This is a genomic window from Candidatus Brocadia sp. (assembly GCA_021646415.1).
In the GTDB taxonomy this organism is placed as follows: domain Bacteria; phylum Planctomycetota; class Brocadiia; order Brocadiales; family Brocadiaceae; genus Brocadia.
Genome location: SOEU01000032.1, coordinates 1 through 15,084, shown reverse-complemented (window position 1 = coordinate 15,084; position 15,084 = coordinate 1). Strand labels below are relative to the sequence as shown.

Below are 15,084 nucleotides of genomic sequence, written 5' to 3'. Positions count from 1 at the left end.
TTTATACAGTCAAACGTCGCTTTCCTGTCTTGGCAAATGTATTGTGTATATCCACGAACCCAAGCGTTGCAATAAATTTATCAGCAATTCCATCCTCATCCAAACCAATATTTTTCAATATCAGATTCCGAGGTCCATGTTCAACAAAACGATCGGGAATACCCATTCTCACGATTTTACCGATGTTTTCCTTTTCATCAGAAACAAGCTCAAGTACCGCGGAACCAAAACCACCCATCAGTACATGATCTTCTACCGTGATTATCAATTTATGGTTCCTGACTAACTTCAAAATAAGTTCTTTGTCAAGGGGTTTGGCAAACCTTGCATTAACTACCGTTACCTCTATGCCTTTTTCACTCAGCTTTTCCGCAGCCTGCAAGCATCGATACACCATGGCACCGTAAGCAAGAAGCACACCATCTGTCCCCTCTCTCAACACCTCAGACTTTCCAATCTCAAACGTCTTATAATGTGAATTAAGTTTTTCGTCAGGAACATCCTCTTTGGGATATCGGATCGCAACAGTTTGGTCTGAATCTAAAGCAAGCTTTAGCATAGACTTTAACTCATTCCCGTCCTTTGGCGCCATCAAGACAATTTCCGGCAGATTACGCAGATAAGCAATATCAAATACACCATTATGCGTGGGGCCATCATTCCCCACAATTCCTGCTCTATCCAGCACAAACACAACTTTATTCCTTTGCAGACAAACATCATGAAAGACCTGATCATAAGCCCGCTGCAAGAATGTTGAGTAGATAGCAACTACAGGTTTCAGTCCACCCGCAGACAATCCGTTAGCCAAACCCACGGCATGCTGTTCACAAATTCCAACATCATAAAACCGGTCTGGAAATTTTTTCCCAAAAGAAACCATGCCGGTTCCGTCAGGCATGGCAGCCGTAATACCTGCTATTTTAAGGTCGGTTTTTGCCAGTTCCACCAGGGTATCTCCGAAAACATTTGTGTAAGAAATCTTTTTGGCATCGTTTGAGGACTGTTTAATTTTTCCGTCGCACATTTCAAACTTGCCGGCACTGTGGTATTGTGTTGGATTCTGACATGCCGGCTCAAATCCACGACCTTTTTCAGTTGCTACATGTAAAAGCACCGGACCTTCGAGATGCTTTATATCATTCAATGTTTCTATCAATATCCGGAAATCGTGCCCGTCAATGGGACCAAAATAATTAAATCCAAGGTCTACAAATATCTGACCCGGGGTAGCTCCCCGTCTTATTAACTCAACAATGTGTTCCAGCGTCTTTTCAACTGGTTTGCCAAATACTGGCAAAAGGCTCAGTAAATTACGAGCTTCTTTTTTAAGATCGGCAAATAGCGGAGCAGTCCTGATTTTGTTCAAATATTTTGAAAAAGCACCCACGGTATTGGATATCGACATCTCATTATCGTTTAATATCACCAACACATTCTTCTTCAGATCACCCGCATGGTTTAACGCCTCCAAAGACATCCCCGCCCCTATAGCGCCATCACCCACAACGGCCACAATCGATCTCTTGTATCCAAGAATTGCATCGGCGCAGGCCATCCCTAGTGCAGCCGATATGGCGTTCCCGCTATGACCACACGTAAAGGGATCATAAACACTCTCATTTTTATCCGGGAAACCGCTGAGCCCCTTATATTGTCTTAAGGTTGAAAATCTCGATTTCCGACCAGTGAGAATCTTGTGAACATATGCCTGGTGGCCGACATCCCACACAATTTTATCCCTCTTAAAATCGAAACAATAATGGAGCGCAATGGTTAATTCAACTACACCGAGGTTGGAAGAAAGATGACCTGGATTTTTTGAAACAACGTCTACGATTAATTCCCGAATTTCCGTTGCGAGCCTGGGCAAATCCTCCAGCTTTAACTTCTTCAAATCTTCCGGATATTCAATACAATCCAATATCTTACTCATATTTTATCATTTGGATACATCTAAAAAGTTTATCGAATAGTCAATGTTCATTTTGAATTGTCATTCTGGGCCGTTTCAATCCCAAAATCTTTGGTACGGAAGGCACCGTTTTCACCTTTCACCAGGATCTGAATCTTTTTTTCCGCATCTTCTAACAGGACGACACACTGTTTATACAGTTTAATCCCCTCTTCGTATCCGGACAAGGTTTCATCAAGTGACATATCTCCTTTTTCGAGCCGTTCTACAATATCTTCTAATCCTTTTAATGCATCCTCAAATTTTATCTTTGCCATGATAGACTAAAATTCACACTTCGTTCTTCAAAATCTCAACAACTGAAGATACAATACCACCATTAAAAAACCGTGTCTTCAGCCTTTGACCAATAGTTAATCCTTCAATTGACTTAATGGGTTTGTCATTTTCTTCACTTGTAGTAATAGAATAACCTCTGTTTAACACTTTTAACGGACTCACACTGTCCAATCTGTTTGCCAAACCGGTCAGTCGTTCACGTTCTAATTCCATGGTATGTTTGCCTGCAGTAACGAGCCGTTGTGCAACTTCGTCCAAATCCTGCTGTAGCCTGAATATCTTATCGAATGGTCTTTTAAACGAAAAACTGTTATTAATCCTCTGCAATCTGGTTCTGATAAGCAATATTTTATTATACAATGCTTGTATAAGTCTAGTCTTAATTTTTTCTACCGAATCTTTTACCTGGTCATACCGAGGAACAACCAACTCACCCGCCTCGGTAGGTGTAAGTGCCCTCTTGTCAGCAACTAAGTCTGAAATAGTCACATCAATTTCATGGCCTACGGCTGAAATAACAGGAATTTTCGAGGCATAAATGCTTCGTGCAACCACTTCTTCATTAAAGGCCCACAAATCCTCTAAACTACCGCCCCCCCTTCCTACAATCATTACGTCAATATCGGAAATAGCATTCAAATCAGTAATTGCCTGTGCAATTTCCTGCGCTGCACCTTCACCCTGTACCTTTACCGGATAGATGAGAATTTCCACCCTTGCAAATCGTCTGTTAATTACATTTAAGATGTCTCTGATTGCAGCGCCCGTCAAAGATGTCACAATGGCAATTTTTTTCGGAAGCACAGGAAGCGGCTTTTTATGTGCGGGGTCAAATAGACCTTCTTTTTCAAGACGCTCCTTTAACTGTAAAAACGCCAGTTGCAATGCACCAATCCCTTTTGGCTCAATACGTTCAATAATCAATTGATACTGACCACGGGCCTCGTAAACAGTAACTGAACCAAAAGCCAAAATCTCCATCCCATCCCTTACCTCAAACTTTATACTGTTCGCAACGGTTTTGAACATAACGGCTTGAAGTTGTGCATCGGTATCTTTCAGTGTCAGATACACATGTCCTGATGTAGGTCGCCTTAAATTAGATACTTCTCCTACGACCCACAAGTTAAAAAATTCTTGTTCGAGTGAACCACGTATCCTCCGGGTAAGTTCAGAAATTGTCAGTATCTTGTTTCGACTTTTTGTTGTATCCAGTAATAAAGGTAACACTTGATTAAAGTTCATATATAAATTTTACTGTTGAGGTTCTTCAGTTATACTTCGGTTTTGCCCAGTATGATTTTACCCGGAATGAAGTCATACTGGACGAAGTCAGGAAATAATTTAATCACCTTCTTTAACTTCGATTCTCCGTATGCTTTCTGCGTTTCCCGTCTGGCTATCCACAACCACCTTCACACCATTTATCCGGATATCTTTATCTGCCACATCAAATCGAGTGGGCATCTGTGTCACAATAGCCTTTACTACACACTCAATCTTTCTCCCCAGGACTGACTCATGAGGCCCCGTCATCCCCAAATCGCTGATAAATGCCGTTCCTTTGGGCAAAATTTTTTCATCTGCGGTAGGCACATGGGTATGGGTGCCGACAACAGCACTCACCTTACCATCCAGATACCATCCCATGGCAATCTTTTCTGAAGTTGCTTCTGCATGCATATCCACAAAGATGATTTTTGCCTCTTTTGAAATATTTTTCAAAATCTCATCAGAAGCCCGGAAAGGACAATCTATCGGTTTCATAAACACCCGTCCCAATAAGTTAATCACCCCAACAGGATTGCCCATTCTGGAATTCTTCACAACATAGCCTTTTCCTATTGCCAGAGGTGAATAATTTGCAGGTCTCAGGATACTTTTATTGGTCTCCAGTGCTGGCAATATTTCCTTTTTATCCCACACATGGTCACCCGTGGTTATAACATCAACACCATAAGAAAATAATTCTGCTGCTATTTCCCCTGTTATCCCCGCTCCTGCTGCTGCGTTTTCTCCATTTGCAATGCAAAAGTGTATGTCTTCCTTGTCGATGAATGATTTTAACTTATCCTTCAATATAACACGACCCGGTTTCCCCACAATGTCACCAATAACCAAGACGTTAATTTTCATTGAGTATACTTTCTATGCATATGCTTAAATTTCTGTACCAGACGCTTTTCAACGTCCGGAGGGACAAATTGGCTCACACTGCCTCCCAGGCTAACGGCTTCCTTAATAAGTGTTGAATTTAAAAAAGAATATTGTTCACTGGTCATTACAAATACCGTCTCAACTTCTTTATTGAGGACTCGATTGGTCAGCGCCCGCTGAAATTCATACTCAAAGTCCGATACTGTACGTATGCCACGCAATATAATATTTGTTTTTTGTTTTTTGAGATAATCCACCAACATGCCTTCAAAACTGTCGACCTCAACATTTTTCAGATCCTTAACATATTCCCGAATCATCTCCATGCGTTCCGCCACGGAGAATAGGGCATCTTTTAACGGATTACATCCCACCGAAACAACTAACATGTCAAAAATGAGACTCCCCCTTTTGATTACATCAAGGTGGCCGTTGGTAACAGGATCAAATGTTCCGGGATAAACCGCCTTTTTCATCATATGTATATCTCAAAACCAAAAACGTCTTGATCTTTTTTCTAATCCTCTGGGAGTTATGTCAAATCTATAGGAACTGTCGTTTCTTACCGGATCTAATTCGAGCGTAATACTTCCTACCCAATCATGAAAATAGCGGGATAATACAAAATTTGTTTTAAGATTCTTGGGTTTATTTTCCGTTTCCCTGTCCCTGCCATCCTCAATTTCCAGAGACCTGAAGTCATACTTTTCCACTGCCATGATTCTCCATTTCTCGCTAATCGTGTAATCAGCCCCCAAGATAATCGTAGAGCTGATATCCCTGATAAACCGATGCCCTATAAAATATTGCCAGTCGGGTGGATTAGAGATCTCAAAGCCCGATGTTAAAACATCAAACTGAAAATCGTCTGTATTAAATTCATTCCTTTCAGAAACAAATGCAACAATATCCGTCAGTTGGGAACGAAAGTCTATATTGATAAAGTTATCCCTTCTTATAATAATACCATTGATACCATCGTTGAAAAGGCCAGCGCTTGTCGGAAACATATAATAATCTACATTAAAATCAACAAAATCTACTGTTTTCTCAAAACCAGGTTCTCCCCGTTTTGTCTGTAATTTATTTTTTATCCCGATGACTGCGACTTGAGATGAATCCAATGCATCGATTGCATCGTGTTGATAGAGTTCATTGGGGTCTTCCGTAACAACCGGACTGTAAATATAACGTAACTCAGGAACGAAGATGTGCCGTAAGCGATTTATTTTAAGGAAATCATTATAGACACTATAGCTTCTCCAATGCGTCGAACTCCAATCAAATCCAAGAGAACCGATGAAACGCCCTGTGGCAGGGCCATTTGCCTCATCAACAGAACCAGATGTGTCGATACTTTCTGTATATCCGGTAGCCCTTCCTTCTACAAAGGGATTTATGTTAAAAAACCATGGCTTAAAAGGCATACTGATGCGGTTTACAGTATCAACCCTCGTAACCGACTGAGGTTCAACCGATGGGCCTGGTGAGGAGCCAGTAAAAGAACTGTCAAGTTCGGTCACTTCCGACTGGTCGAAAGAGCCATCAAAATAAGTAGCCGATGATTCCGAAGTAAATATAAATAAGTTGTCGGCAATAGGCTCTCCAATGATACGATATGCGGCCTCAGGCAAACGTTCTGCGTATCTTTTTTCCCGCAATGAACCTACGGTTGTATCAAACCCGTTAAACTGTTCGTTAATCAAAAACGTTTCTGCAGTGGTATCATGAATTCTTCGTAAATACAATACCGTTTCACGGTCTTTTTCCTGTTTAAATTCATGTTCAAAAAATTCCCGGAGGAATCGGGGATCACTCAAATAGGAATATTCCATGTCTAAGCGCCAATCGTAAGGTAATTCCTGCCGGTGTCTCCAAAGAATAGTACCACGATCTTCTTGTTCAATCGGAATATCATTAATATCGAAATCCCCCTGGTCTTTTATATAGTAGGTATTAACATAACCGACCAGGTCTTCTCCTTTGTACTCAAAATCGAGTCCCGTACCCACCCCTCTTTTTTCTAAATAATCAAGATTTACTGTAAGGTCACTCCATTCTTTTTGCTTCCCGCCTGTAACCGCAAATAAATCCCAATCTGTCTTAAGAAATGAACCAAAACGAGATGAGCTCCCGAATTGCCAGTCTTTCAAGATTCGCTCTCGTTTCCTTACATCAAGAGATAGATATGGCAAATAAGCTACGGGGTATTTACCCAGATAAAATGCATTGTTTGTCGAAGATAAAATGTTATGAATATCCCTCTGAACCAATCTGATCCTTTTCCCTTTAAAATGATAGTGAGGATGTCCGTATCCACAAGTACTTATCGTGCCATTTTTTATTTCGTATTGTCCTTTGGCAACGTGTTTTATCTCTTCTCCGCTAACATAAGCAGGCATCCCTTCCCAAAGAGATGTTTTGTCTTTTTTTGAACGCGGTTTTATTGAGCTATCACTTATTTTAGTTTTTTTCTGTTGCTGAATAACTGTTTTTATCTTGCTATTAATAAGAATACCCTTGTCTTCCTTCACATCCTCAAATATTTTGTCAGCAATCTGTATATCGTCTTTACGTCGCATTGTCACATTTCCTTCGGCGTAAATTTCACACAAAGGTTGTTCAGAATACTTTGAACTATCCGATTCTTTCTTTTCAAACCACAAGATTACGCTGTCGGCATCTATCGTCATATCCTCTTTTTTGATTTCTACATTGCCAAGGGCAACAACGATACGTCTGTCTCCTTCCTCCCATGAATCAATACTATCGGCAATAATATCAACCATTTCTTCTTTTCGGGAAACGCCTGAAATCGGAACCTTCCGTGGAATCTCGGTGGATAAATACTCATCTTTTTTCATTAAACGAATTTCCTCGCCCCGCAGGACAACCTCCATCTCCTGAGCCTCTTCAAAAGTTTCTATCGGCTGTATATCAGGATTAACTACGACACCCGTCATCGTCTCAAATCGTAAATATACCTGTTCGTATTTTTCATAGTTTTCGCCCTGCAGAATAGTAACCCCACCCTCACAATACACCTCCACAGTTGCCTCTGTGCGTTGTACAGCCTCTGCCTCATGAAACCAGCAAACAACCGTATCAGCCGTAATCTGAAATGGCCCTTGCAATATCCTTGCATCTTTCTGAGCAACAAAGATCCGAATTCCATCTTTTTTCCACGTACGGATATTATTGGCTGACAGGGAAAAAGGCCGCTGTTCAATATTTCTTACCGTAGAAAGCAAACTTCCTGCGTAATTATACTCATTGATTAAAAATAATGCGGTGAGAATTAAAAAAGCCTGTATTATTCGCATGAGAAAAATTTAAAATGAAAGTTACGAAATGAAATTTTTTATGTGATAAATCACATAATCCTGCTCTTTCTGGGTAATCTCCGGAAAGATGGGCAGGGCTAACGTCTCATGAGAAGCTCTCTCAGACTCTGGTAAAGCACCTGATTTGTACCCTAAGTACTCAAAACATTTTTGCAAATGAAGGGGAATCGGGTAATAAATAGCCGTATCTATCCCTTTACTCTCGAGATATTTCATCAATGCGTCTCTGCTTGATGTTGCTATTACGTACTGATGAAATATATGGATATTGCGGGGTTCTATCTGGGGTAGTCGAATGGATAATCCTTTTAAATGTTCATGATAATATGCAGCAATCTTTCTGCGTTTCTCGGACCAGCTATCCAGGTATTTCAGCTTCACCGACAGGATCGCAGCCTGGATGGCGTCCAGCCTTCCGTTAATGCCGATGTGAGAATGATAATACTTCGGTTTCGACCCATGCACCCTTAAGATTTTAACAAACTCAGCCAATCCATCATCGTTGGTTGTTACAAGCCCCCCGTCACCATAACCGCCAAGGTTTTTTGTGGGATAGAATGAAAAACACCCCACATCTCCCAGAGATCCTGCATTTTTCCCTTTATAAACTGCCCCTATGGCCTGTGCGGCATCTTCAATAACCCTTAATCCGTTGTCATGTGCAATCTCAAGGATAGCATCCATGTCGGCACATTGTCCATACAGATGGACAGGAAGGATCGCCCTAGTTTTTTTATTTACAGCCGGCACTATCTTACTTACATCGATGTTGTAAGTAGCGGGATCGATATCCACAAAGACAGGAACGGCCCCTAAACGCGCGATTGAGCCGGCCGTTGCAAAGAAAGTAAACGGTGTCGTAATAACCTCATCACCATTTTTAATACCACATGCCATTAAGGCTAACAATATTGCATCTGTACCCGAAGATACTCCAATGGCATGTTTAACAGAACAAATTTTTGCTATGCTATTTTCAAACGATTCGACAAAAGGGCCGAGGACAAAGGACTGACTGGCTATTACCTCTAAAACGGCTTTATTTATTTCCTCTCGAATACTTTCATACTGCCGCTTTAAATCCAAAGAACTTACTTTCATCAATAAATAATGGCTATCAGGTAGTCAATTAATTTTTAATTCCTAAGTTTGCCAAACTACTATATTTGCATCACTGGCGGTTGACATTATATTTAGTAAAACGAGATTTGTCAATTAAAAAAGGCAGTCCAAAACACCCAGTGTTAAATAATCAGGAATTTCAAAGTTTGTTGCAGCGCGAACTTCGGTTCGCTTACATCCCATGCGAACTAAAGTTCGCTCTGCATTGAAAAAGTAGCCGAAGTCCTAATTTATTACGCCTTGCCGGACAAATTTTAGGATACCTGTATAATTAGACTTGACACCACTATAGATATTAGTACTATGTAATCGTTATCTTTTAATATAATATCCATAGTGTTCATTGAATAGACAGTTCTTGCAGTTTTTCATTCATGACAAACAAAATTAACCAATCCATAGAACCGGCAAAGATACCGCCACCTCCACCCCATAAACCCATGAATACCTGGAAGCACCTGGTTGCCCATGTTTGCATATGGTTTCTGGTAGTCGTCCTTATCATGGTTTATTTCACTTCAACAGGTTCGCCTCAAGCCGGCCTTCTAGAAGTCGGAATATCTGCCCTAATCTTCGTCGTTTTATTTCACCTCGTTATGAAATTCTTCCCTCTTATCACTAAGATCATTACCTCGGTGATCGTAATAGGATTTGGAATAGCATTAATCTTTGTAAATTATCATTATTTGAAAGCCGTTAAAAAGGACGCCTCCCTGAAGCAATTATTAGTGGGAGACCTGCTCGTTCATAAGATTTTAAAAACCGCCAAAAAAGAACCCATTGCTTTAGTAACCAAAGAAGAGATGCCTGAAACGGTTACCGAACCAAAATACGAAATACCGCAACCAGCGATATCGCCTGGTCAATTCAAAACAACAATTGCAAACCCAATCATAGCTGACCCGGTAGTATCACACATTACAGCACTTGCACCCGTAGTGAAAGCTGGAACAGTGTTTATAACCGGAAAATATGAACCGGGAATATCGGCTCGCGGTATGAAAGAGGGAATTTCGGGTTTGCAATTTACGACAAAAAAATCTGAACCCATAATTCAGCCAGTTATGGAGAGACAGACGCTTACGTTTGCGTCACTTCTTCCGTTCATTCAAGAAACGTCAATTGACCAATTACAAAGCCATAAGATTCAACCCCCTCTATCTGAAATGACTTCAGCGATCAGGATTATTATGATAAATTTGAGTGGGCCTTTAAAAGAGGGCCGCATACCGATTGATTAAATTACTACGATAGGGTCGGTAATGGAAAAAGTTATATAAAAACCGGTAGAAAAGGATGAGCCACTGAAAAACACAGAGAAATATTTACTATCCTCTGCGTGGTTATATTTTAACAACACCCAGGATCAAAAGGAGTAGTGTATGAGAATGAATATGGTTATACCGCTCATGCTGTTCGTTTTAGTAAATGTGGGTTATTGCCAGGATCATGATAATGATGAGTCTTTGGATGCTGCGATCAAGGCATTTCAACAGGCAGTAGAAAAAAACCCTAATTATGCTGAGGCGCACTACAACCTTGGGATTGCGTATAGTGAAAAAGGAATGTCAGAAGATGCCATTCGTGAATACAAAAAAACGCTGGAGATTGAACCCAATTTTGTCAGGGCATATAGTAATCTCGGAGTGCTGTATTATGAAATGGGTCGGTTAGATGAAGCCATTGAAGCACTTAAAAAGGCTATCGCCGCATCTCCTCAATATGTGGAGGCACATTATAACCTGGGAATTGTTTATCATGAAAAAAAGCAATACCCTGATGCCGTTGCAGCCTTTAAAAAGGCAGTGGAGATTAATCCAAAATTTGAAAGAGGGTATTATAATTTAGGTGTCACGTACGCATCTATGGATGCTATGGATGAATCCCTCGTCGCATTTAAGAAGACCGTGGAAATTAACCCTAAATATTCAGACGCCTACTATAATATGGGTGTTGCCTATGCAAAGAAGGACCTCCTTGACGAGGCTATTAAGTCTCTGCAAAAAGCCCTGGAACTCAACCCAAATGATGATAAATCTCATTTCGCTTTGGGTGTGATCTACCAGGCCAAACGGAAGGTAAAAAATATCCGGTGAGAAATCTGAAAAACCGTAACAGACTACCCTAAAAAGTACCATTATTGCTAAAAATATCAAAATTGTTTTAGGATTAAAAACGTGCGTAAACAAATGAAAGCGTTTCTGCTTGCCATTATTACAGTATGACGACACCTTTGAAAGACCCTTTGTAAAAGATCGCCTGGAATTAATCGATGACTTTGCTTTGAACTGGCAAAAATGAAATGGCTCATCGCAGAAATACACGGATAATGCAACTAAAGAGCTTCATACTATACTTTATTCTTGGCGGCACCATCGTAAGTGTGGTGACATATATGGGTTCCCAGGGAAAGGGCCTGCTAGCCGCCTTTGTTGCAACTTTTCCTACCATGACCGTACTGACTTTTACCCTGATTTATAACAAGGCAGGGCAGGCCTCCACGGTTCATTACGCCAAGGGACTCCTCCTGATGACTCCGCCCTGGATTCTCTACGTCTTGTGCCTTATCTTCCTGCTACCCCGGTGGGGGTTTATAAAATCGCTTATTGTTGGCGTAATGACTTACATGGTTCTTGCAGGCGTTGTCGGTATTGTCGTAAAGCATTATAAATAATCGGAAGAAGCAACGGCGAAATAGCTATAAGGTATCGCACAACTGATAAAGATATAAAAATTTATCATGTCATGTACAGAATTAATAAATACCAATTCAACGAATTTAAGTGCCAGGCAAGTTTACACAAGTCCAATTATGCCGTTTTAATTAATGTACCTGACAAGGGGATAAAATATTCACCTGACTTTGACTTTTCAGAGGAATATTACATCTTGAAGGAACTCAACCACCCGCAAATACCAACAGCCAGCGATTTTGGGCAGGGGGATTTATTCAGAGACGGGAAATTTTTAATCAAACAAAATTTTATCGTGTTACAACACATCAATGGATACGATCTTGTAGATTATTTTCAGGAAAAAAGCATTGAAGATGCGGAAACTACCAAGGAAGTCATTCAATCGTTTATAACCGTTTGCGACCCGTTACAGCACCTTCACAGCAAATACTATGTCCACTGCGATTTAAAACCCGGGCATTTGATCCTGAATCAAAAAACAGGATTGATACACCTTATCGACTTTGAATTAGCCATTAAAAGGGGTGGGATTATTAAGGGGATTAGCAGGGAATATGCATCTCCGGAACAGTTACAGATGCTTAACTATCTCAAAGACATGCCCCGGAAGGTCCATTATGAAGCGCTTTCTTCTTCCATTCGACTGGATGGCAGGACGGACCTGTATTCTTTGGGTCTCATATTATATCAAATAGTAACAAAGAAATTATGGCAAGCAGAAAAAGTTCCACCACGCAAAATCAACTGCCAGATACCACAAAAACTGGAAGAAATCATAAATGGACTATTAGAACCAAACATCGCCAATAGAATTCCATCAGCGGAAGAATTAAAAAAGTTATTAAGCAACATTTAAAGTATAATCGTTTTCGGGCAATTAAAATAACTCGTGAAAAACGCCATTTTATCAGACATTCACAGCAACGTAGATGCCTTACTGGCTGTAATGGAAAAAATCGTTGAAAAAGAAGGTAACATTGACAGGCTATTGATCGCTGGCGATATTGTTGGCTACGGCGCATCGCCAAATGAGTGCTGTGACATTGTCCGCTACTTAATCTACGGCAGAAAAAAGGTCTCTCTAGAGAACATCAGTAAAATCGTTGCACAACCATACCTCGACTCCAAACAGCAGGACAATCTGCTCAATGCTATTATGGTATTGGAAAAGAAAGGTATTGCTATTAGTGGTAACCATGATAGAGAGGCCGTTGGCGAACCATCCCTCACGACCGAAATGAATCCCATAGCAATGACTGCCGTAAACTGGACCAAAGGGGTGTTGAAAAAGGAGAATATAAAATTTTTGAAGGGTCTTTCCTTAAGGATGAAATTTAGCAAGGAAGATTTTGAAATCGTACATAGTACGCCTTCATATCCCCAAGGATACGAATATGTCCGGAATGCAAGCGTGTTAAGGTATACAACTCTATGGTCAAGGGTAACCTTTGGAGGTCATACGCATCGCCCTTCAGCGTATATTTATACAAAAGAAACGAGAACGGTAAATGCCTCTGTCCTTGTTCCGGCAGATAATTACGACATGAGACTGATGCTTATTGAAAAGCAGTCAACGAATAAGGCAGAATCTTTCGATATCGATTCAAACAAGGAATGGAAATATTACATCAATGTGGGTTCGGTGGGTCAGCCGCGGGATGGGAATCCACAAGCATGTTATGTGATGTTCGATTCTGCCGCAAAACATCTCGACTTCAGACGGGTGCCGTATAATGCGGAAGCCGCTTCCAAAAAAATAACAGAGGCAAAACTGCCGAGTGAATTGGCAGAAAGGGTATTAAAGGGGGTTTAGAAATCTTTACCAAAAACAAATGTCCCACTCTTCCCGCCCGATTTTTTCACCAGATGAATATCGCTGATTACCATCCCTTTATCTACGGATTTGCACATATCGTATATCGTAATCGCACAAACAGTCGCCGCGGTAATCGCCTCCATTTCCACCCCAGTTTTCCCGGTAACTCGAACTTCTGAAAATACTTCAATTTCATTCACGGAATTATTCGTATAATCAATCTTTACACTCGTTAAATTGAGTGGATGGCACATAGGAATCAGGGTAAAGGTTTGCTTTGCCGCCATAATGCCCGCAACTCTGGCCACCTCCAGCACATCTCCTTTCTGTATTTTTTTATCCATCACAAGCTGGAATGTCTCCGGTTTCATAACAACCTTTGCATGGGCAATGGCAATTCTGTCCGTAATTTCTTTATTACTGACATCCACCATGCGGGATGCGCCCTGTTCGTCAAAATGGGTTAACTGTGACATTTGTTTAATATCTGCCTCTCTTTCTGCGGCATTTTTAATTGAGAAATTTTATAATATTTATTGAACCAACGAGCTTTATGAATCTTTGCAGGGATTTACCCGCCTCTGCGCACCATTACCATTTTCTTGTTTAAGCATTACAGGATACGGTTGTGTGGTATTAGCCGTATATCAAATTACTTAGCTATTGATGTTGCAATATTGGGACTGTTCGGATTTACATCTATCATTCTGGTTCTAGGGACAACAACCAGATCCATATCTTCCATGGGTATTGCTCCGAATAGCATCCGATCTCCCATGACCAGTGCACCGGCAAATCCGACCCGATGCTTGAACCGTAATTCAATTGGACCAACGTAAGGAACCAGCTTCTTGCTTCCGTCCGCTAAAGTCACTTCTTTTTTGTCAATCTCCTCTAATCCAAGTTGTATTTTGATATGATCGGGAATGCATAAGTGTATCGACCTTGTATCCACCAACGCTTCGGTTTCAACCGGTTCTAATTCAAGCCTTCTTGGATTTTTCAAGATTACCTTTGTGTTTACGATACCCATGATTTGTTTACTCCTTTAAAAATCTTTATCCAAGATTTATCTTCACATTTGAGTCGAGTTTTTAACAGGTAATAAAGCGACTTTTATCAGGTACAGTTTCCAATTCATAACTTAAGTCATCGGGTATTGTAATATTCAATCTTTTCATAGTATTAACCTCCCGCACAGATTATATACCTTTAATGTGCATTATCAATACATAATAATGATTTTCAAATTCGCACTATTCATAACGCAGCGAAGCCGCAACCAAAATTACCGTCCCTCTTTCCCCTCCTTCGCAAAGAGGGGACTTCGTCGTGAGCTCAGTCGAACGATGAAGAGGAGGTAAAAAACTTACACAAAAAACGTACAACCATAGTGTATATTTTCGTGTCAATACTATAAAAAGTAACATCTTAGACGTTTGAAAATTGCCTTTAAATAAATCGCCACTGCTTGTTCCCAAACCATGTGCTGAACTTGTGGAAGCATCTGTTTAGGAACACAATTGCAAAGAAACTGAGTTTCTCGTCCATTACACTCCCAAACCATATCCTCATGAAACCTGTCCTCACGGAAGTGGGGAATGAGGAAGGAGTTTGGGCGCGAGCAGTTGAAAGATACCTATCAAAAAGATAAATTGTTACAAAAGTTGTCATTCCTGCGAAAGCAGGAATCCA

14 protein-coding genes are annotated in these 15,084 nt (G+C 40.6%); 5 read left to right on the top strand and 9 right to left on the bottom strand.

What is annotated here, in order from left to right; all coding sequences use genetic code 11:
- Window position 1 precedes the first annotated feature (1 nt).
- The 7 genes from dxs to E3K36_16310 form a co-directional block, all read right to left on the bottom strand.
- The gene (gene dxs / locus E3K36_16340) at window positions 2–1,936 is read right to left on the bottom strand and encodes a 1-deoxy-D-xylulose-5-phosphate synthase (protein MCF6156763.1); all 1,935 of its coding nucleotides are present in this window, start codon (window positions 1,934–1,936) and stop codon (window positions 2–4) included.
- Between the two features lie 47 nt (window positions 1,937–1,983).
- On the bottom strand, window positions 1,984–2,232 hold the full coding sequence (locus E3K36_16335; protein MCF6156762.1) for an exodeoxyribonuclease VII small subunit: 249 nt from the start codon (window positions 2,230–2,232) through the stop codon (window positions 1,984–1,986).
- A gap of 13 nt (window positions 2,233–2,245) precedes the next feature.
- Window positions 2,246–3,499 carry an exodeoxyribonuclease VII large subunit gene (gene xseA, locus E3K36_16330; protein ID MCF6156761.1) on the bottom strand — a complete coding sequence of 418 codons (1,254 nt, stop codon included), beginning with the start codon at window positions 3,497–3,499 and terminating at the stop codon, window positions 2,246–2,248.
- Between the two features lie 99 nt (window positions 3,500–3,598).
- Entirely contained in the window at window positions 3,599–4,390 is a 792-nt protein-coding gene (locus tag E3K36_16325) for a TIGR00282 family metallophosphoesterase (protein MCF6156760.1), read from the bottom strand.
- Window positions 4,387–4,887, bottom strand: coding sequence for a pantetheine-phosphate adenylyltransferase (coaD, locus tag E3K36_16320; GenBank protein MCF6156759.1), 501 nt, complete (start codon window positions 4,885–4,887; stop codon window positions 4,387–4,389). Before coaD ends, E3K36_16325 begins: the two co-directional genes overlap by 4 nt.
- Window positions 4,888–4,899: 12 nt before the next feature.
- Window positions 4,900–7,734, bottom strand: a complete 2,835-nt coding sequence (locus E3K36_16315; protein ID MCF6156758.1) for an LPS-assembly protein LptD — start codon at window positions 7,732–7,734, stop codon at window positions 4,900–4,902.
- A 21-nt stretch (window positions 7,735–7,755) separates the two neighbouring features.
- The gene (locus E3K36_16310) at window positions 7,756–8,856 is read right to left on the bottom strand and encodes a DegT/DnrJ/EryC1/StrS family aminotransferase (protein ID MCF6156757.1); all 1,101 of its coding nucleotides are present in this window, start codon (window positions 8,854–8,856) and stop codon (window positions 7,756–7,758) included.
- Between the two features lie 395 nt (window positions 8,857–9,251).
- Here E3K36_16310 and E3K36_16305 point away from each other — a divergent pair, with 395 nt between their 5' ends.
- From E3K36_16305 to E3K36_16285, 5 genes are all read left to right on the top strand, one after another.
- Window positions 9,252–10,118 carry a hypothetical protein gene (locus E3K36_16305; protein MCF6156756.1) on the top strand — a complete coding sequence of 289 codons (867 nt, stop codon included), beginning with the start codon at window positions 9,252–9,254 and terminating at the stop codon, window positions 10,116–10,118.
- A 141-nt stretch (window positions 10,119–10,259) separates the two neighbouring features.
- Window positions 10,260–10,973: a tetratricopeptide repeat protein gene (locus E3K36_16300; GenBank protein ID MCF6156755.1), complete on the top strand. Its 714-nt coding sequence runs from the start codon at window positions 10,260–10,262 to the stop codon at window positions 10,971–10,973.
- Between the two features lie 233 nt (window positions 10,974–11,206).
- Window positions 11,207–11,551 (top strand): DUF3147 domain-containing protein, encoded by a 345-nt coding sequence (locus E3K36_16295; protein MCF6156754.1) that lies wholly within the window; start codon window positions 11,207–11,209, stop codon window positions 11,549–11,551.
- Window positions 11,552–11,622: 71 nt separating this feature from the next.
- On the top strand, window positions 11,623–12,429 hold the full coding sequence (locus E3K36_16290) for a hypothetical protein (protein MCF6156753.1): 807 nt from the start codon (window positions 11,623–11,625) through the stop codon (window positions 12,427–12,429).
- A gap of 33 nt (window positions 12,430–12,462) precedes the next feature.
- Complete coding sequence (locus E3K36_16285) at window positions 12,463–13,386, top strand: metallophosphatase family protein (protein MCF6156752.1); 924 nt, start codon at window positions 12,463–12,465, stop codon at window positions 13,384–13,386.
- Here the strand turns inward: E3K36_16285 and moaC are convergent.
- Together moaC and E3K36_16275 are read right to left on the bottom strand one after the other, a co-directional pair.
- Window positions 13,383–13,865, bottom strand: coding sequence for a cyclic pyranopterin monophosphate synthase MoaC (gene moaC, locus E3K36_16280; GenBank protein ID MCF6156751.1), 483 nt, complete (start codon window positions 13,863–13,865; stop codon window positions 13,383–13,385). The two genes, E3K36_16285 and moaC, sit on opposite strands and share 4 nt — an antisense overlap.
- Before the next feature lie 176 nt (window positions 13,866–14,041).
- Complete coding sequence (locus tag E3K36_16275) at window positions 14,042–14,422, bottom strand: clan AA aspartic protease (GenBank protein MCF6156750.1); 381 nt, start codon at window positions 14,420–14,422, stop codon at window positions 14,042–14,044.
- Window positions 14,423–15,084 lie beyond the last annotated feature (662 nt).

Coding starts and splice junctions, on each gene's coding strand:
- E3K36_16300 (MCF6156755.1), top strand. CDS start 10,260: ATGAGAATGAATATGGTTATACCGCTCATGCTGTTCGTTTTAGTAAAT.
- xseA (MCF6156761.1), bottom strand. CDS start 3,499: ATGAACTTTAATCAAGTGTTACCTTTATTACTGGATACAACAAAAAGT.
- E3K36_16305 (MCF6156756.1), top strand. CDS start 9,252: ATGACAAACAAAATTAACCAATCCATAGAACCGGCAAAGATACCGCCA.
- E3K36_16315 (MCF6156758.1), bottom strand. CDS start 7,734: ATGCGAATAATACAGGCTTTTTTAATTCTCACCGCATTATTTTTAATC.
- E3K36_16275 (MCF6156750.1), bottom strand. CDS start 14,422: ATGGGTATCGTAAACACAAAGGTAATCTTGAAAAATCCAAGAAGGCTT.
- E3K36_16295 (MCF6156754.1), top strand. CDS start 11,207: ATGCAACTAAAGAGCTTCATACTATACTTTATTCTTGGCGGCACCATC.
- E3K36_16335 (MCF6156762.1), bottom strand. CDS start 2,232: ATGGCAAAGATAAAATTTGAGGATGCATTAAAAGGATTAGAAGATATT.
- dxs (MCF6156763.1), bottom strand. CDS start 1,936: ATGAGTAAGATATTGGATTGTATTGAATATCCGGAAGATTTGAAGAAG.
- E3K36_16325 (MCF6156760.1), bottom strand. CDS start 4,390: ATGAAAATTAACGTCTTGGTTATTGGTGACATTGTGGGGAAACCGGGT.
- E3K36_16290 (MCF6156753.1), top strand. CDS start 11,623: ATGTACAGAATTAATAAATACCAATTCAACGAATTTAAGTGCCAGGCA.
- moaC (MCF6156751.1), bottom strand. CDS start 13,865: ATGTCACAGTTAACCCATTTTGACGAACAGGGCGCATCCCGCATGGTG.
- coaD (MCF6156759.1), bottom strand. CDS start 4,887: ATGAAAAAGGCGGTTTATCCCGGAACATTTGATCCTGTTACCAACGGC.
- E3K36_16310 (MCF6156757.1), bottom strand. CDS start 8,856: ATGAAAGTAAGTTCTTTGGATTTAAAGCGGCAGTATGAAAGTATTCGA.